The sequence below is a fragment of the Pseudomonas sp. HP_12 genome, assembly GCF_055283955.1.
In genome coordinates this window covers 147,782-166,446 of the sequence record NZ_JBTOQG010000059.1, presented here as the reverse complement: position 1 = coordinate 166,446, position 18,665 = coordinate 147,782, and the positions used below count along the sequence as shown (strand labels likewise).

Below are 18,665 nucleotides of genomic sequence, written 5' to 3'. Positions count from 1 at the left end.
CCTTGCCCCTTAGCAACGAGGACCGCACCCATGTGCCAGAACTGCCTGGTCAAGACCATTCACAGCGTCAGCAGCCACTTCGGCTGGGACCGCAGCTTTACCCCGGTCGAGCGCGTGGCGCCCGGCACCACCCTGCAGATGAACTGCCGGGATTCGTCCAACGGCTATTTCACTGCGCAATCGCAAGTGGCCGACGTCAGCGTCATGCCCTTCGACCAGATCAATCCGGTCACCGGACCGATCTACGTCGAGGGTGCCGAACCCGGTGACATCCTGAAAATCACCCTGGACAGCTTCAAGCCCGGCGGCTTCGGCTGGACCGCCAACATTCCCGGCTTCGGCCTGCTCGCCGACCAGTTTCAGGCGCCTGCGTTAGCGCTGTGGCACTACGACACGCAGACCCTCGCCCCCGCCGCGTTCGGTGATTTCGCCAAGGTGCCGCTCAAGCCGTTCGCCGGCACCGTCGGCGTGGCGCCGGCCGAAGCCGGGCTGCATTCCATCGTGCCGCCGCGCCGGGTCGGCGGCAATCTGGACATCCGCGACCTGGCGGCCGGCAGCATTTTGTACCTGCCGGTGGAAGTCGCCGGCGCGCTGTTTTCCATCGGCGACACCCACGCGGCCCAAGGCGATGGCGAGGTCTGCGGCACCGCCATCGAGAGCGCCATGGACGTGGTGGTCACGCTCGACCTGATCAAGCAAACGCCCTTGGCCACGCCGCGTTTCAGCACCCCAGGCCCAGTGACGGGGCACCTGGACAGCGCCGGCTACGAAGCCTTCACTGGCATCGGTCCGGACCTGATGCAGGCCGCACGCCAGGCCGTCACCAACACCATTGACTGGCTGTGCCGCGAGCACCGCATGCCGGCGGAACAGGCCTATATGCTGTGCTCGGTGTGCGGCGATCTGCGCATCAGCGAAATCGTCGACCTGCCGAACTGGGTGGTGTCGTTCTACTTTCCGAAAGTGGTGTTCCAGTGAAGCCAGCCGAGCAGCCGAGTCTGTCGGTGGAGCGGTTGAGCATCGACGTCGGGGGCGGCGCGTCACGGCGTCGGGTGGTCGATGAGTTGAGTTTCGCCCTCTATCCCCGCCGCACCCTGTGCATCGCCGGCGAATCCGGCAGCGGCAAATCGCTGTCGTCCCTGGCGATCATGGGCCTGTTGCCCAAGGCGGCCAGTGTTCCCGGTGGCGCGATCCTGTTTGACAACCGCGACCTGCTGAGTCTGCCGGAGCGAGAGCTGCAACGCTTGCGCGGCAAGCGCATCGGCATGATCTTTCAGGAACCGATGACGTCGCTGAACCCGCTGCTGACTGTTGGCCAACAACTGGCGGAAACCCTGCGCCGGCATGAGGCGCTGAGTCGCAGCGAGATTCACCAGCGCTGCCGGGCCATGCTCGACGCCGTGCGCATGCCCCAGGTGGACAAGCGCCTGACCCAGTACCCCCATGAGTTATCCGGCGGCATGCGCCAGCGGGTGATGATCGCCATGGCGATGCTCTGTCAGCCGGAAATCCTCATCGCCGACGAGCCGACCACCGCGCTCGATGTGACCATTCAGGCGCAGATCCTTGAGCTGATGCGCGAGTTGCAGCAGCAGTTCGCGACCAGTCTGTTACTCATCACCCACGACATGGGCGTGGTCGCCGAGATGGCCGATGAAGTGGTGGTGATGAATCAGGGGCGCATGGAAGAGCGCGGCTCGTTGCATCAGGTCTTCACCGACGCGCAAGCGCCCTACACGCGCAAATTGCTGGCCGCCGTGCCGGTGCTGGGCAGCGCCCCGCCGCCTGATGTCATGACGGAACAGCCGGTGGTGCTCGCGGTCAAGGACCTCAGCGTGCGCTTCCCTTTGCGCCACGGCTGGTTCGAAACGCCGCGCACGGTGCATGCGGTCGAGGGCGTGAGTTTCGAGCTGCGTCAGGGCGAAACCCTGGGGCTGGTCGGCGAAAGCGGCTGCGGCAAATCCACCACCGGCAAGGCCTTGATGAACATGCTCAGCTATCAGGGCAGCGTCAAATTGCTCGGGCAGGAACTCAACGGTTTGCAGGGTGACGCGTTGCAGCGGGTGCGCCGCGACGTGCAGATGGTGTTTCAGGACCCGTATGCGGCGCTCAATCCGCGCAAGACCGTGTTCGATCTGGTGGGCGAGCCGCTGCTGATTCACGACAAGATGCCCGAACCCCAGCGGCGCGAGCGTGTGGCGCAGCTGCTGCAGCAGGTCGACCTGCCACGGGACACCCTTGAACGCTATCCCCATCAGTTTTCCGGTGGGCAACGCCAGCGGATCTGCATCGCCCGGGCACTGGCACTGAACCCCAAGGTGATCATTGCGGACGAATCGGTCTCGGCGCTGGACGTTTCGGTTCAGGCTCAAGTGCTGGAGCTGCTGGAACGGCTGCGCGCCGAGCATGGCCTCAGCTACCTGTTCATCTCCCACGACATGGCCGTGGTCGAACGCATCTGTCACCGCGTGGCAGTGATGTATGGCGGCCGCATCGTCGAAATCGGCGCCCGTGATCAGGTGCTGCACAACCCGCAGCATCCTTACACCCGACGTTTGCTGGCGGCAGTGCCGGTGCCGGAAGTGGGCCGGCGCCGGGATTTCAAGAGCTTGCTCAAGGAGCTGGAACGGCCTGATCCGATAAAGACAGCGGATTTTGTCGCGCCGGTGCAGCGGTTTTCGGCGGTGGCGGCGGATCACTGGGTGGCGGTGGAGTGATAACAGCAGTGACCGCTTAACGCTTTTCGGCCGTCAACGGCAGCATGCGGCGCAGGGTGTTGTCGCGGACAAGGTAATGATGGAAGAGCCCCGCTGCCGCGTGTACGCCGATCAACCAATAGCCCAGATTCCCGCCCCACTCGTGCCAGCCTTTGATTTGTCTGGCCAGATCAGGGTCCAAGGACACGGGCGCGGGCAGGAAGAAGCCGAAGTACGGCATCGGCTTGCTACCCGCCGCCAGCATCAGCCAGGCCAGCACCGGTGTCGCGATCATCAGTGCGTACAGCAGCCCATGAACGAGGTGGGCCATTCCGAGCTGCCAAGTGCGAGGGGCCGGCGTGATGGGTGGCGCCTGGTACATCAGCCTGCCCAGCAAACGCAGCCAGACCAGTGCAAATATCGACAGGCCGAACATGCCGTGCAGGCCTGACAACAGCGAGCGCAACGTGCTTCCTCGAGGGGCGAACCCCTTAAGCTCGATACAGGCGTAAACGCCGACGAACAACGCCAGCATCAGCCAGTGCAGGGACATCGACAGTCTGGCGTATCGGTGTGGGGTTGAAATCATGTTGGGGGCGCTCGCTGAGTGGGAGGATGTTGCTGATTTCCGCGCACCTTGAGGCCACTGTCTTAAGACAGTCTGAAGACGTCGCGCAGGTTGCGAAAACGCCAGGCCAGGTGAATTTCTCTACCTTCAGACTTCGTTAAGAATCGACACCGATACTCCACCCCATCACCACTGGGGAGGAGCCACACCCATGCAGGGTCTGGACTGGAATAACCGATTACCACAGCACTCAATGCCGTCCGGTGCGCTGCCTCTGGATTGCCTGCCTATGGGATTCGGCACTGCGCAATCACCGCCCCTCACGCTCAATCGTGCCTTGACTCAGGAGTCACTGCGCGACGCCTACGAGACGTTCATCCAGCATCGCTTTCGCCAGGCCCACAACGCCGAGATCCGTAGCTTCATGCCGGAGCTGTTTGGACTCCACGACAACACAGGCACCCTCTGCGCCGTGGCCGGCGTGCGGGTGGCGACCTCCGGCGCGCTGTTTCTGGAGAACTATCTGGATCAGCCTGTCGAGCAGATGATCGAAGCCAGCGCCGGCAGGCCCGTGGACCGTCAGGGCATCGTCGAAGTGGGCAACCTCGCCGCCAGCAACCTGGGCAGCGCGCGACTGAGCATCATCACTGTGACCTGGCTGCTCGCCATGAGCGGCCTGGAATGGGTGGCGTTCACCGGCAACGCCGGACTGGTGAACAGCTTCAATCGCCTTGGCCTGCGACCCCTTACGCTTTGCGTTGCCGACCCTCTGCGGCTGGGTGACGACAGGCACGCGTGGGGCAATTACTACGATTCTCAACCCAGCGTGCACGTGGGAGACATCCGCGCAGGCTTCCTGCACTTGAGCAGCAGCGGCGTGTTTGAACGCTTCGGATTACCCCTGACACTGGAGGACAGCTGCCATGTCGCCTGAACTGACCGGCTTCCGCCAGCGCATCACTGACCTCGCCGCCGCGCAGCCCGATGCCTGTGCACTGTGGGGCGATGACCTGAAATTGAGCTATGCCGAGCTGGACGCAGAAATCAATCTGCGTCAGGAAAGGCTCAAGGACCTGGACGCCCGGGTCGTGGCCCTCGCCCTGGAGAATGGCCCGGGCCTGCTGATCTGGGACCTGGCGATTCTGTTCGCAGGCCTGGCCTGTGTGACGCTGCCGCCGTTCTTCAGCGCCGCCCAGCGCCGTCATTGCCTGGAGCAGAGCCAGGCCGACGTGGTCATTGCTGACGACGGCTACTTTAGTGAGCTCGCTCCCTCGGCATTCCGTCATGAGGAGGGATTCTGGCGGCGCGTGAGCCGTCAGCCGTCGCCCCTGCCCGTCGGGACGGCAAAGCTCACCTTTACGTCTGGCACGACCGGCACCCCCAAAGGTGTCTGTCTGGACGCCGCAAGCGTACTCGCCGTGGCATTCGAGCTGCAGCGCGCCAGCGAGTCTCGCCAGCCCGCCCACCACCTTTCACTCTTGCCTCTGGCGATCCTGCTTGAAAACGTTGGCTGCTACGCCGCGCTTTACGCCGGGGCCATGCTGAGTCTGCCGAGTCAGCGAACCTTGGGCATCCAAGGGGCGAGTGGCGTGGAGTTGCCGCGCCTGCTGTCGACGTTGGCGGTGCGCCAGCCCCACAGCGTGATCTTGGTTCCGCAGCTGTTGCTGCTGCTGGTCAGCGCTTGCGAGATGAATGCGTTTAACCCGGCAGCGCTGCGCTTCATCGCAGTGGGCGGCGCCAAGGTCACCCATGAACTCTTGCTGCGCGCCGAAGCCCTCGGCATTCCGGTGTACGAAGGCTACGGCCTGTCGGAGTGCGCGTCGGTCGTGGCCCTCAACCGCCCCGACGCCCACCATCCCGGCAGCGTCGGCAAACCCTTGCCCCATGTGCAGATACGCCTGGCCGAAGACGGCGAGGTCCTGATTGGCGGGTCGCGGATGCTGGGCTATCTCGGCGATGCAGACCCCACACCCGAGTGGTGGCCGAGCGGTGATCTCGGCGAATTCGACGCCAACGGCTACCTCTACCTTCACGGCCGCAAGAAGCATCAGTTCGTGACCAGCTATGGTCGCAACGTCAACCCTGAGTGGGTCGAGGCCGAACTGACCCAACGCGGTCGGATCGCTCAGGCGTTTGTCTACGGCGAAGCCCTGCCTTGCAATCATGCGCTGCTGTGGCCACTGCGCCCGGACACCACCGACGCGCAAATACACAGCGCTGTCGCCCAGGCCAACCAGGCGCTGCCCGACTACGCACGCGTCCACAACTGGACGCGTCTTGATCAGCCTTTCACCACCGCCAACGGCATGGCCACCGCCAACGGCCGACCCCGGCGCGACGCCATTCTGGCGAATTATCGACATCTGTTCACTGAGCCCACGCGAGCAAAGGACCTTCAATCATGAGTTTTTTCCAAGCCCTGCAAGACGCCACCCGCACCGAGCGCGAGACCTTGTTCAATCTGCCCGTCATCCATGAGGCGCTGCACGGTGAGGTCTCGCTGGAGAGCTATCGCGCCTTCCTGACCCAGGCCTACTACCACGTGCGGCACACCGTGCCATTGATGATGGCCTGTGGCGCGCGCCTGCCTGCCCGGCTGGAATGGCTGCGTGGCGCGGTCTGCGAGTACATCGAGGACGAATACGGCCACGAGCAGTGGATCCTCAACGACCTGCGCGCCTGCGGTGGCGATGCCGATGCCGTGCGTGACGGCACGCCCGGTCTGCCCATCGAGCTCATGGTCGCTTACCTCTACGATCTCATCGCGCGGGGCAACCCGGTGGGACTGTTCGGCATGGTCAACGTGCTGGAAGGTACCAGCATCGCCCTGGCGACCCATGCCGCCGGTAGCATTCAGCAGCGCCTGGCATTACCGGCCACTGCGTTCAGTTACCTGAGTTCCCATGGCAGCCTCGATGTCGGCCACATGGAGACCTACCGCGCGCTGATGGACCGTCTCGAAGATCCGGAGGATCAGGCGGCCGTGATCAAGGCCTCGAAAGTGGTGTACGGCTTGTACACCGAGATGTTCCGCCAGTTGCCCCTCGTACACGCCGAACCCGTGAAGGAACTCGCCCATGCGTCTGTCTGAAACCCGCGTCGTCCTGACCGGGGCCAGTGGCGGCATCGGCATGGCCATTGCCCAGGCGCTGTGCAGCCATGGCGCCGAAGTGCTCGCCGTCTGCCGCCATCAGGAGCCGCTGTTGCCATTGCAACAGCAGTACCCGCATCTGTTGCACTGGGTGAAGGCCGATCTGACCACCGCCGAAGGTCGTCAGCACGTGCTGATGACCGCGCAGGCGATGGAAGGGGTCAACCTGCTGATCAACGCCGCCGGCATCAATCATTTCGCCATGCTGGAACAGTTACCTGGGCCCGAGATCGATTCGATGCTCGACATCAACCTGAACGCGCCGATTCAGCTCACCAGCCTGTTATTACCGCTGCTGCGCCAGGCAAGCCGCGCCATGGTGGTGAACGTCGGTTCGACCTATGGCTCGATCGGCTATGCCGGTTACGCCACGTATTGCGCGAGCAAGTTTGCGCTGCGCGGGTTTTCCGAGGCCCTGCGCCGTGAGCTGGCGGATACGCGGGTCGGCGTGTTGTACGTCGCCCCGCGCGCCACCCGCACGACGATGAACAGTCCCGCCGCGCGCGCGCTCAACTCTGCCCTGAAAACCGCCGAGGACGATCCGCAGACGGTCGCCGCCGCCGTTGTCCGTGCGATCGTGGGTAATCAGCGCGAGCTTTATATGGGCTGGCCAGAACAGTTCTTCGTCCGCCTCAACAGCCTGCTGCCCGCCGTGGTGGACCGTGGGCTGCGCAAGCACTTGCCCCTCATTCGCCGACTCAGTAGCGCCCCCTTCGACAAGAGCACCAAACCATGAAACGTCTACTCGTCGTACTGCTCGCCACACTCGCCCTGCCCGTGTGGGCACTGGATGCCCCTGACCAGCAACGCCTGACCGGGATTCAGCAGGAGTGGGCGCGAATTCAATACCAGTTGCCGGACGATCAGCGCGTTGCTGCATTCGAACAGTTGGCCGCCAAGTCCTCCGCTTTTACCCAGCAGCGTCCCGCCGTCGCCGAGGCATGGATCTGGTCGGGCATTGTCACCAGCAGTTGGGCCGGTGCCCAGGGCGGGCTCGGTGCGTTGACCAAGGTGAAAACCGCGAAAGCCGATCTCGAAAAAGCCATGACGCTGGACCCCAATACCTTGCAAGGCTCCGCCTACGCCAGCCTGGCAGCGCTTTATGATCGCGTGCCGGGATGGCCGATCGGGTTCGGCGACCCGGATAAGGCACAAGGACTGCTGGAGCAGGCGCTGAAGCTCAATCCTGACGGCATCGATCCGCTTTATTTCTGGGGCGATCATCTCTACCGCCAGGGCCACTACGCTCAGGCGAAGGAAGCGCTGGAAAAGGCTTTGCTCGCCGCACCCCGCCCCGGCCGCGAAGTGGCGGACAGTGGACGCCGTAAAGATATCCAGCTATTGCTGGTGGACGTAAACAAGAAACTGAAATGACGGAGCATTCATGCGTTTGCTGCTGGTTGAAGACGATGTTGCCCTCGGCGAGGGCATTCATCAGGCGTTGAGTCGCGAAGGCTACACGGTGGACTGGGTGAAAGATGGCGCCAGCGCCCTCCATGCCTTGTTGAGCGAAGTCTTCGACCTGGCCATTCTCGATCTCGGATTGCCCAGGCTGGACGGCCTGGCGGTGTTGCGGCGCCTGCGGGAAAGCGGCTCGGCGCTGCCGGTGCTGATCCTGACGGCACGGGACGCCACCGAGGACCGGATTGCCGGCCTCGACGCGGGGGCCGACGACTACTTGATAAAGCCCTTCGACCTGTCAGAACTCAAGGCCCGCCTGCGGGCGCTGTTGCGGCGCAGTGCCGGCCGCGCGCGGGTCACGATCGAGCACGCGGGCATCCGCCTGGACCCGGCCACCCAGCAAGTCAGTTACAAGAACGAACCCGTCGCCCTCACCCCCAAGGAATACCAGCTTTTGTACGAACTGCTCTCGCCTCCGGGCCGGGTGATGACCCGCGAACGCTTGATGCAGTTGTTGTACGGCTGGAACGAAGAAGCAGAGAGCAACACCCTCGAAGTGCACATCCATCACCTGCGCAAGAAGTTCTCCAGCGAGCTGATCCGCACCGTACGCGGCGTCGGCTACCTGGTGGAGGATCGCCCGTGACGTCGATCCGCCGCCGCACGCTGACCCTGATCCTCGGACTGGTGCTGATCGGGCTGTTGATCCTGACGCTGGTCAACCTCCATGACAGCAACCACGAAATCGCCGAAGTCTACGATGCCCAGCTCGCCACCAATGCCCGGTTGCTGCAGGGCGTGATGCGCATGCCCCTGGCGCGGCAGGAGCACGCGCAGTTGTACCAGGCGTTCAATGAGGCCCTGGCTCAGGCCGAACCCCGAATCGACGGCCACCCCTACGAGAGCAAAATCGCCTTTCAGGTCTGGGACCTTCAAGGCCGGCTGCTGGTGCACACCCCCAGCGCGCCGAGCCTGACCCGTGCGCCGCAGTACAACGGCTTCAGCGACATCAATGATCTGGGCAAACATGAGTGGCGCACCTTCGTGCTCAGGGACGAGCAACACGACCTGCTGATCTGGGTCGGCGAGCGCGACGACGTGCGCTCGGACCTGGTCAACCGCATCGTTCGCCACACGGTGATCCCCAATCTGATCGGCAGCCTGCTGCTGATGGGCGCGATCTGGCTGGCCATTGGCTGGGGACTCAAGCCGCTGGCCGATCTGGCCGCCACGCTGCGCGGTCGTCATCCGGGCTCCCTCGAACCCTTGCAACTGGCCCCGCTGCCCAGCGAGCTGGAGCCCATGCAAGCGGCCCTGAACAGATTGCTTGGACAGATTCAGGAGGTGCTGAGCCGCGAACGGCGCTTCATCGCCGACGCCGCCCATGAAATGCGCACCCCGCTGGCGGTGCTGCGTGTGCATGCGCAAAACGTGCTGGAGGCACACGATGAGGCACAGCGCGACCAGTCCCTGAGTTACCTCATCGTCGGCGTCGACCGCACGACACGGCTGGTCAATCAGTTGCTGACCGTCGCCCGGATGGAACCCGGTGCCGGCGCGGTGCTTACCCGCAATGCCGATATCGTCGCAGCTGTACGCGAGAGCCTGGTGCAAATGACGCCGTGGGTATTGAGCCGGGGGCTGGAGTTGGTGTTCGACTGCGATGAACCTTCCCTGATGGTAAGAGCCGATTTCGCCGCCATCGACATTGCCCTGCAAAACCTGGTCACCAATGCGGTCAATTTTTCGCCCTTGAACGGTCAGGTGGTCGTCACCCTGGGGGTGAGCAATGGCTATTTCCAGCTCAGCGTTGCGGACGAGGGACCCGGCATTGACGAAGCCGAGCGGGAGCGTCTTTTCGAGCGGTTCTACAGTCGCGGCAACGATCAGGGCGCCGGGCTGGGCCTGACCATCGTGCAATCGATTGCACGACGCCTCGGCGGTGAAATCATCCTGGAGAACCGCGCAGGAAAAGGCCTGCGCGCGACGCTATGTGCGCCAGCGAACAGACAGCCCTGAGAAAGCGTACTCACACTGTCGTGGCTTGAACGCTTCGTTCACCAGGGCACATCGGTGCCGGCGCTCCGCTGTGCACACCGCCCAACACGCTGCGTCCGCCGGAGTGCAAGTCATTTAAGGGAAACTAATGACGAGCACATGGACACGCACCAAACAGGCGATCTCCCGAGTCAGACTGGCGGGTCGCGCCGGAGCCCATCCGAAGCTTGCGTTCGCCTACGAACGGCTGCTGCGCGCCGAACTGTTCAACGCCGACCAGATGGCCAGCCACGGCATTGCCCTGGCCAACCAACATCAGCTCGGCGCAGTCACCACGCGGGACTTTCTGCTGGGCAGGCTGGATGACAACGAGGCATTGCTCAAGGAGAGCTGCAGTGCGTTGACTCAAGCCCAGGCGTCCGAGCGCCGTATGACCCCTGCCGCCGAGTGGCTGCTCGATAATTTTTTTCTCATCGAAGATCACATCCGCACCGCACGGTCCCACCTGCCCAAGGGTTACAGCCGTGAGTTGCCGCGCCTGAGCAATGGGCCTTCCAGCGGCCTGCCGAGGGTTTATGACATTGCCCTGGAGACGATTTCCCACGGTGATGGCCGCTTTGACGAATTGAGCCTCAAGCGCTTCGTCGTCTCTTATCAGACGGTCATGCCGCTGACGCTGGGCGAGTTGTGGGCCATTCCGATCATGCTGCGCCTGGCCTTGATCGAAAACCTGCGGCGGGTGGCCTCACGGGTCATGGCCAACTGGGACGATCGTAATCTGGCTGATGACTGGGCCGAGCGGCTCATCGAGGTGTCCGAGCACGACGTGAAAAGCGTGGTGCTGAGCGTCGCTGACATGGCCCATTCTTCCCCGCCCATGACCGCTGCATTCGTGGCCGAGTTCGCCCGCCGGCTGCAGGGCCAAAGCGCTGCCCTGGCGCTGCCGCTCAACTGGATCGAGCAGTTGCTCGCCGAGACCGGTTCGAGTATCGAGCGGCAGGTGCAATTCGATGCGCAGCAGCAGTCTGCGGATCAGATGTCCATCAGCAACAGCATCGCCAGCCTGCGCCTGCTGTCAGCGACCCCCTGGCGTGAGTTTGTCGAAGCCATGAGCCATGTGGAGCAGAACCTCCAACAGGACCCGGCCGAGGTCTATCCGCGCATGGACTTCGCCACCCGCGACAGCTATCGCCACGTCATCGAACGGCTGGCCCGGCGCAGCGGAAGCACTGAGATGTCCGTCGCGCAGACCGTTGTAGCGCTGTCCCGGGAACACCGGGATGCTTCAGCCGGAGACGGTCTCGCACTCCATATCGGGTTTTTCCTGGTGGGCCCTGGAATCGGCGTTCTTGAAGAAAACCTCGGCGCCCGTGTGCCCTTTCACGAACGCTGGAAACGCCTGCTGCAAAGCTCACCGCTGACGTTTTACCTGGCACCCGCCGGTGCCCTGACGATTATTTTTGCGCTGCCGCTGCTGTCCTCGGCACACCGGGACGGACTGCCTGATCTCGCGCTCATCGCACTGGCAGTGCCTTGCCTGGTCATGACCAGTCGCCTGGCCTTCAGCCTCATCAACTGGCTGGTCACGTTCAGCCTGCTGCCCGCCATGCTGCCGAAGATGGATTACGCCGACGGCATTCCCGATGAGGCGCGCACGCTGGTCGCCGTTCCGACGCTGATCGGTTCTCGCCCGGACGTCGACGAATTGGTGGAAGGCCTGGAGGTCAGGTTCCTGGCCAATCGCGACAGCAATCTTTTCTTCGCGCTGCTGACCGATTTCCTCGATTCACCCACTGAAGTGCAAGCGCCGGATGCCGACCTGCTCGCCTATGCCGCAGAGGCGATCAATCGGCTCAACGGCAAGTATGCGGACGAATTGCCGGCGCGGTTTTTCCTGTTTCACCGCCCTCGCCGCTGGAGCGCCAGTGAACGCGCGTGGATGGGCCACGAGCGCAAACGCGGCAAGCTGACCGACCTCAACGCGTGGCTGCGCGGCGCGGGCGAGGACCGTTTCACCACCATCGTGGGTGACACCTCGGCCCTTGGTACTGTGCGTTATGTGCTGACCCTTGACACCGACACCCTGCTGCCGGGCGAGGTGGCCCGCCAGTGTGTGGCCGCGATGATGCATCCGCTGAACCGCCCGGTGTTCGATGCAAGCCGTGAGCGCGTCATTTCCGGGTACGCGCTGTTGCAACCCCAGGTCGGCATCAGCCTGACCAGCACCCCCCGCTCGATCTATTCGCGCCTGTTCGGCAGTGGCGGCGGCGTTGACCCCTACACCCGGGCGGTCTCGGACATCTATCAGGACCTGTTCAAACAGGGCTCCTTCATTGGCAAGGGCATCTACGATGTCGATGCGTTCACCTGTGCACTGGAGGGCTGTCTGCCGGACAACCAGGTTCTCAGTCACGATTTGATCGAGGGCTGCTACGCCCGGTCGGGCCTGCTCAGCGACGTGCAGTTGTATGAGCAATATCCGTCTCGCTACAGCGTGGACGTCAAACGACGTCATCGCTGGATTCGCGGCGACTGGCAACTGATCCCCTGGATCCTGCCCTGGACCCTGAACACGCGCGGCGAATGGTCACGCAACCGTCTCGACGTCATGGCCCGCTGGAAAATCCTCGACAACCTGCGCCGCAGCCTGGAGCCGGCGGCCGTGTTGCTGATGCTGGCCTGGGGTTGGTTCGCCAGCAGTGAACCGCTGGCCTGGACCTTGGCGGTGGTCGGCCTGCTGGTCATGCAACCGCTGCTCAGGACCCTGACCGATGGGTTGCAACCGCCGTTGAACGTGCCTTATCGGCAATACCTGGCCGCGCTGTGCCGGAGTCTGGGGCAAGACCTCGCCCAGATCGCGGCCACCGTCGCATGGTTGCCGTTCGAGATGTATTACAGCGTGGGCGCCATTGCACGCTCGCTCTGGCGCATCCTGTTCAGCCGCCGCCTTTTGCTGCAATGGCAACCCTCCCGCGAAGTCGAGCGCAACACGCAAAACCCGCTGCCGGCGCTCTACCGCGAGATGTGGTTCGGCCCTCTGCTCGCCCTCTGCGGATTCGCCGGCTTGCTGACTGACCCGCTCGCGCTGGCGATCGCCATGCCGTTCCTGCTCGCCTGGGCTGCCGGCCCCTGGATCGCCTGGCGCCTGAGCGCGATGCCGGAAAATGCCGTGTTCGAGCCCTCGGTGGAAGCATTGCGCTTCCTGCAGGTGCTCTCGCGGCGGACGTGGGCATTCTTCGACGAACTCGTCGGGCCCCAGGATAACTGGCTGCCCCCTGACAATATTCAGGAAGAGCCGAAATCGGTGATCGCCCACCGGACCTCCCCGACCAACATGGGCATGGCCTTGCTTGCGCATCTGGCGGCCCACGACTTCGGCTATCTCAGCACCGACCGACTGCTGCAGCGCTTGTCCGCCTCGCTGGACACCATGGACAGCCTGGAGCGTCACCAGCAGCATTTTTACAACTGGTATGACACGCAGACCCTCAAGCCCCTGCGCCCTCAATACATCTCCACCGTTGACAGCGGCAACCTGGCCGGGCACCTGCTGACCCTGCGTGCGGGTTTGATCCAGCTGCCCGACGCCGCGGTGTTCGATGCTGCCATGCTCAAGGGGCTGCGCATCACGCTGGACACGCTGCTTGAAACGACGGACACCGCTGACACCTTGACCGCGCTCTATTCCCTGCTCGAAGCGCCCCCCGAAACAGATGAAACCGGTGCGCTGTTGACGGCGTTACAGACCGTCCGTGCTCGGGTGGCGGCCATGCCGGCGGGCAGCACCGAAGACAGCGCATATTGGCAAACCGCGTTGCTCGCCCAGTGTGATGACTGGATCGCGGCCCTCCAACGTTATCGACTGCCCACGCCTTCGATCGGTCGACACCCCCGTTACCGCACGCTGCGGGAGCTGTCCACACTGGATGAAGCTGACTGGGCTGCGGAGGATCACCCGCGCATAGACGCGGTACGCCAGGCCGCCCTCGCCGCCATCGCCCGGATCGGTCGCCTGATCCTGCTGACGGGGGATCTCGCGCAGATGGACTTCTCCCTGCTCTATGACCACAAGCGCGACTTGTTCGTGATCGGCTACAACGCCGACGAGCGTCGCCTGGACACCGGCTATTACGACCTGCTGGCGTCGGAAGTGCGCCTGACCAACTTCGTGGTCATCGCTCAGGGGCAGATTCCCCAGCGGGCATGGTTCACCCTCGGGCGACTGCTCGGTGACTGCGCCGGCGTACCGACCTTGATGTCCTGGTCCGGCTCGATGTTCGAATACCTGATGCCCATGCTGGTCATGCCCAACTACGACGGCAGTCTGCTTGACCAGACCTGCCGGGCGGCGGTGGCCGTGCAGATCGAACACGGGAAGCGCCTGGGCATTCCGTGGGGGGTATCGGAATCGGGTTATTACACGCTGGATGCGCATTTCAATTATCAGTACCGGGCGTTCGGCGTTCAGGCGCTGGGCCTCAAGCGCGGCCTGGGCGACGACGTGGTTGTCGCGCCTTACGCCAGCGTGCTGGCCTTGATGGTGGACGCCGAGGCGGCCTGCAAAAACCTGCAGCGTCTTGCCCGCAAAGGCGCCTGCGGGCGCTACGGATTCTACGAAGCGATTGATTACACCGAAGCGCGTCTGCCAAGGGGCCAGCGTTATGCCTGGGTGCAGTCCTTCATGGCCCACCATCAGGGGATGAGTCTGCTGGCCTTGGCCAGTGTGTTACTCAATCAGCCCATGCAACGGCGGTTTGAATCCGACCCTGCCCTGCAGTCGGCCCTGCTGCTGTTGCAAGAGCGGGTGCCCAAAGTCGCAGCGCCTTACCTGCAAACCGCCCAGCAGCCGGCCGCAGGGGATACAGCCGCCGGCCAGGAGAATGACCTGAGGGTGTTCGCCAACCCGGGGCTCAAGCGCCCGGCGGTGCAATTGCTGTCCAACGGCAAGTACCACGTCATGCTCAGCAGCGCAGGCGGGGGTTACAGCCGCCTGGAAAACATGGCCGCCACCCGCTGGCAGGAAGACACCACTCGCGATCACTGGGGCACGTTCTGCTACTTGAGGGACGTTGCCACCGGCGCCGTCTGGTCCAGCGCCTTTCAGCCGACCTTGCACCGGGCCGAGAGCCACGAGGCAATTTTCAGCGATGCCCGTGCCGAGTTTCGCACCCGGGAACTGGGTTTCGACACCCATACGGAAATCGTCGTCTCCCCTGAAGACAACATCGAACTGCGGCGCCTGCACGTGACCAACCGAGGGGAATCTGCGAGGACGCTGGAGATCACCACCTACGCAGAAGTGGTGCTGGCTTCGCCGGAAACGGACGCCATGCACCCGGCGTTCAGCAAGTTGTTCGTGCAGACCGAGCTGCTGCTGCCGCTGCAAGCCATCGTTTGCAGTCGTCGGCCCCGCGCCAGCGATGAGCACACGCCGTGGATGTGCCACCTGCTCGCGGCTCACGGCGTGGATATTCAGGCCATTTCCTACGAGACCGACCGCGCGCGCTTCATCGGCCGCGGCCGCAGCACCCAGTCGCCGGCAGCGCTGGACCCGGACTGCGAGCAACTGTCGGGCAGCGCCGGCCCGGTCCTGGACCCGATTGTCGCCATCCGTTGCCGGATCACTTTGCAGCCCGGGCAGCAAGGCACCATCGATTTGGTGACGGGTGTTGCGGACAGTCGCGACGACTGCCTCTCGCTGATCAACAAATACCGGGATCGGCACTTGGCGGATCGGGTTTTCGATCTGTCATGGACCCACAGTCAGGTGCTGCTGCGCCAGCTCAACGTTTCCCCCGCCGATGCCCGTTTGTTTGAACAGATGGCCTCGTCACTGATTTACGCCAACGCAGGCCTGCGCGCCGACAGCACCGTGCTGGCGGCCAACCTGCGCAATCAGCAAGGCCTGTGGGGGCAGTCGATTTCAGGCGACCTTCCCATCGTGCTGTTGCAGGTCAGAAGCCTCGAGAATATCGAGCTGGTCCAGAAGATGATTCAGGCCCACGCCTACTGGCGCCAGAAAGGCCTGCTGACGGATCTGTTGATCTGGAACGAAGACCAGGTGGGTTATCGCCAGCAATTGCAGGACGCGATCATGGGACTGGTCACTTCCGGCAGCGAAGCCACGCTGGTGGACCGGCCGGGCGGCCTATTCGTGCGCATGGCGCAGCAGATGTCGAACGAGGACCGCACGCTGATCCTGTCGGCTGCGCGCCTGGTGTTTTCCGAAGGACTGGGGACGCTTGCCGAACAGGTTCAGCGCCGCCGCGTGGTCCGGGTGCACGCGCCGTTTGTAGCAACCCGCCTTTATATGCCAGTGCCATCGAAGGCCCTTGCGCCGTTGCCCATGTCGCTGTCATTGAGCAACGCCTACGGTGGATTCAGCCAGGATGGGCGTGAGTACATCATCAACGCACCGGCCTCCCATCCCACACCAGCGCCTTGGGTCAACGTGATTGCCAATGCCCGGATGGGCACAGTGGTCTCGGAGTCCGGCAGCGCCTACACCTGGGCCGAAAATGCCCACGAATACCGCCTGACGCCCTGGCACAACGACCCGGTGAGCGACCCCGTCGGCGAGGTCATTTACTTGCGGGATGAAGACACCGGGCATTTCTGGTCAGCCACCCCCCAACCTGCCTCGGGCACTGGCGCTTACCGAACGCGCCACGGCTTTGGTTACACCGTGTTCGAGCACGAGGAAGACGGCATTCAGAGCGAACTCTGGGTTTACGTGGCGCTGGATGCGCCGATCAAGTTCTCCAGGCTGGTGCTGCGCAATGTGTCGGGGCGTGAGCGCAACCTGACGGTGACGGGCTATGTGGAGTGGGTGCTGGGCGATCTGCGCAGCAAATCAGCCATGCACGTGGTCACCCATTCGGACCCTGCCAGCGGCGCATTGTTTGCGCGCAACGCCTGGTCGGTGGAATTCAGCGAGCGTGTGGCGTTTTTCGATACCGACTCCGTCGATCACAGTGTCACGGCGGACCGTACCGAGTTCATCGGGCGTTGCGGCAGCCTGCAGTCTCCCGCCGCGATGCGGCATAAGGGGCTGTCCGGAAAAACCGGTGGCGGTCTGGACCCGTGCGCCGCGATACAGGTGACGGTGGCGCTCGCACACGGCCAAAGCACGGAAGTGATCTTGCGGCTGGGTGCGGAGAAAAATCCCCAGGCGGCCACCCAGTTGGTGCAACGCTACAAAGGCGTGCAGGTGGCGGCGGCGGAGTTGCAGAAGGTGAAGGACCACTGGCGCTCGGTGCTTTCCGTGGTTCAGGTGAAGACGCCCGTGCCGGCCCTGGACGTGATGCTCAACGGCTGGTTGATGTACCAGGTCATCGCCTGCCGGTTCCTCGCCCGCAGCGGCTATTACCAGTCGGGCGGCGCCATCGGCTTTCGCGATCAGCTGCAAGACAGCATGGCGATGATTCATGCCGACCCGGCAGCCGCGCGGGCGCATCTGTTGCTGTGCGCGAATCATCAATACGCCGAGGGCGACGTTCAACACTGGTGGCACCCGCCCCTCAATCGAGGCGTGCGCACGGCCTGCTCCGATGATTTCCTGTGGCTCGTGGCCGCCACCAGTCGCTACGTCGAGGTCACCGATGATCTGTCGGTGCTGGACGAACCCGCCGGCTACCTTGAAGGGCGCGCGCTGGGTCCGGGTGAGGAATCCTATTACGACTTGCCCGGAGTATCGCCGCTGCAGGAGCCGCTGTATCGGCACTGTGTCCGCGCCATCGAGCACAGCCTCAGCCGTGGCGAACACGGTCTGCCGCTGATGGGCAGTGGCGACTGGAACGACGGCATGAATCGCGTGGGCTATCTCGGCCGGGGTGAAAGCGTCTGGCTGGGCTTTTTCGGTTGTCAGGTGCTTGAACGCTTCGCGCGGCTCGCCGAGCGTCACGGCGACAGTGAATTCGCCGCACGCTGCGGCGAACAGGCGAAGCTGCTGCGTGACAACCTGGAAGCCTCTGCCTGGGACGGCGCGTGGTATCGCCGCGGCTGGTTTGACGACGGGCAGCCGCTGGGCTCCTCCGTCAACGATGAGTGTCGGCTGGATTCCATCGCCCAGAGCTGGTCGGTGTTGTCCGGCGCCGGATCACCCGCCCGCCAGCATCAGGCGATGCAGGCGGTGGATCAGTATCTGGTCAAACCGGACATCCGCGCCGTCCTGCTGCTCGACCCTCCTTTCGACAAAGGCCTGCAAGACCCGGGCTACATCAAAGGCTACGTGCCGGGCGTGCGCGAGAACGGTGGGCAGTACACCCACGCGGCTGTCTGGGCGGCAATGGCCTTTGCGCAGCTGGGCGACACGACCAAAGCCTGGGAGCTGTTGCACATGATCAACCCGGCCGACCCCCTCAACGGCGCCAGGATCGACACCTATAAAGTCGAACCCTATGTGATGGCGGCCGATGTCTACGGCATTGCGCCCCATGCAGGACGGGGCGGCTGGACGTGGTACACCGGCTCCGCTGGCTGGATGTACCGGTTGGGCGTCGAGTCGCTGCTGGGGCTTCAACGCACCGGCAATCTGCTGCAGCTGAACCCTCTGATGCCGGCGGACTGGCCCGGGTTTACCCTGAGCTACCGATTCGCTGAGACGCAGTATCACTTCGAGGTGGTCCGCGGCGATGCCCAGGGCAGCTCAATGACTATGGATGGCGAGCCGGTCGAGGGGGACACGCTGACGCTGGTGAATGATGGCGTGGAACGCCGGGTGCGCATTGAGTGCGGCGACTCGCGGCCCGCAGCGTCAGCGGCAGGGGAATACGCGAAGGCGGCCGATGATTGACCTCCAGTGCCGGCGCCGCGCTGGAGTACTCTCTGTTGGTCGTCCCCTCTTCCGGAG

11 protein-coding genes are annotated in these 18,665 nt (G+C 63.8%); 10 read left to right on the top strand and 1 reads right to left on the bottom strand.

Features of this window, described 5'->3' with window-relative positions:
* Positions 1 to 30 precede the first annotated feature (30 nt).
* A complete protein-coding gene (locus ACYASU_RS23365; RefSeq protein WP_463584228.1) occupies positions 31 to 978 on the top strand; it encodes an acetamidase/formamidase family protein in 948 nt (315 codons plus the stop codon).
* Positions 975 to 2,717, top strand: coding sequence for an ABC transporter ATP-binding protein (locus tag ACYASU_RS23360; protein ID WP_463584227.1), 1,743 nt, complete (start codon positions 975 to 977; stop codon positions 2,715 to 2,717). Before ACYASU_RS23365 ends, ACYASU_RS23360 begins: the two co-directional genes overlap by 4 nt.
* A gap of 16 nt (positions 2,718 to 2,733) precedes the next feature.
* Here ACYASU_RS23360 and ACYASU_RS23355 read toward each other — a convergent pair whose 3' ends face one another.
* Positions 2,734 to 3,285: a cytochrome b gene (locus tag ACYASU_RS23355; protein ID WP_463584226.1), complete on the bottom strand. Its 552-nt coding sequence runs from the start codon at positions 3,283 to 3,285 to the stop codon at positions 2,734 to 2,736.
* A 190-nt stretch (positions 3,286 to 3,475) separates the two neighbouring features.
* Between ACYASU_RS23355 and ACYASU_RS23350 the strand changes: the two genes are divergently transcribed.
* The 8 genes from ACYASU_RS23350 (at position 3,476) to ACYASU_RS23315 (ending at position 18,608) form a co-directional block, all read left to right on the top strand.
* Positions 3,476 to 4,198, top strand: a complete 723-nt coding sequence (locus tag ACYASU_RS23350) for a thermostable hemolysin (protein ID WP_463584225.1) — start codon at positions 3,476 to 3,478, stop codon at positions 4,196 to 4,198.
* Positions 4,188 to 5,669 carry an AMP-binding protein gene (locus ACYASU_RS23345; RefSeq protein WP_463584224.1) on the top strand — a complete coding sequence of 494 codons (1,482 nt, stop codon included), beginning with the start codon at positions 4,188 to 4,190 and terminating at the stop codon, positions 5,667 to 5,669. Before ACYASU_RS23350 ends, ACYASU_RS23345 begins: the two co-directional genes overlap by 11 nt.
* Positions 5,666 to 6,355: a TenA family transcriptional regulator gene (locus ACYASU_RS23340; RefSeq protein ID WP_346629020.1), complete on the top strand. Its 690-nt coding sequence runs from the start codon at positions 5,666 to 5,668 to the stop codon at positions 6,353 to 6,355. The genes ACYASU_RS23345 and ACYASU_RS23340 overlap by 4 nt, the downstream gene beginning before the upstream one ends.
* Positions 6,342 to 7,151 (top strand): SDR family oxidoreductase, encoded by an 810-nt coding sequence (locus ACYASU_RS23335; protein ID WP_282368413.1) that lies wholly within the window; start codon positions 6,342 to 6,344, stop codon positions 7,149 to 7,151. The genes ACYASU_RS23340 and ACYASU_RS23335 overlap by 14 nt, the downstream gene beginning before the upstream one ends.
* Positions 7,148 to 7,789, top strand: coding sequence for a tetratricopeptide repeat protein (locus tag ACYASU_RS23330; protein WP_463584223.1), 642 nt, complete (start codon positions 7,148 to 7,150; stop codon positions 7,787 to 7,789). The genes ACYASU_RS23335 and ACYASU_RS23330 overlap by 4 nt, the downstream gene beginning before the upstream one ends.
* 10 nt (positions 7,790 to 7,799) lie before the next feature.
* Positions 7,800 to 8,462: a response regulator gene (locus tag ACYASU_RS23325; protein WP_133770422.1), complete on the top strand. Its 663-nt coding sequence runs from the start codon at positions 7,800 to 7,802 to the stop codon at positions 8,460 to 8,462.
* The gene (locus ACYASU_RS23320) at positions 8,459 to 9,835 is read left to right on the top strand and encodes an ATP-binding protein (RefSeq protein ID WP_463584222.1); all 1,377 of its coding nucleotides are present in this window, start codon (positions 8,459 to 8,461) and stop codon (positions 9,833 to 9,835) included. The genes ACYASU_RS23325 and ACYASU_RS23320 overlap by 4 nt, the downstream gene beginning before the upstream one ends.
* Positions 9,836 to 9,962: 127 nt before the next feature.
* Entirely contained in the window at positions 9,963 to 18,608 is an 8,646-nt protein-coding gene (locus ACYASU_RS23315) for a GH36-type glycosyl hydrolase domain-containing protein (protein WP_463584221.1), read from the top strand.
* Positions 18,609 to 18,665: the final 57 nt, after the last annotated feature.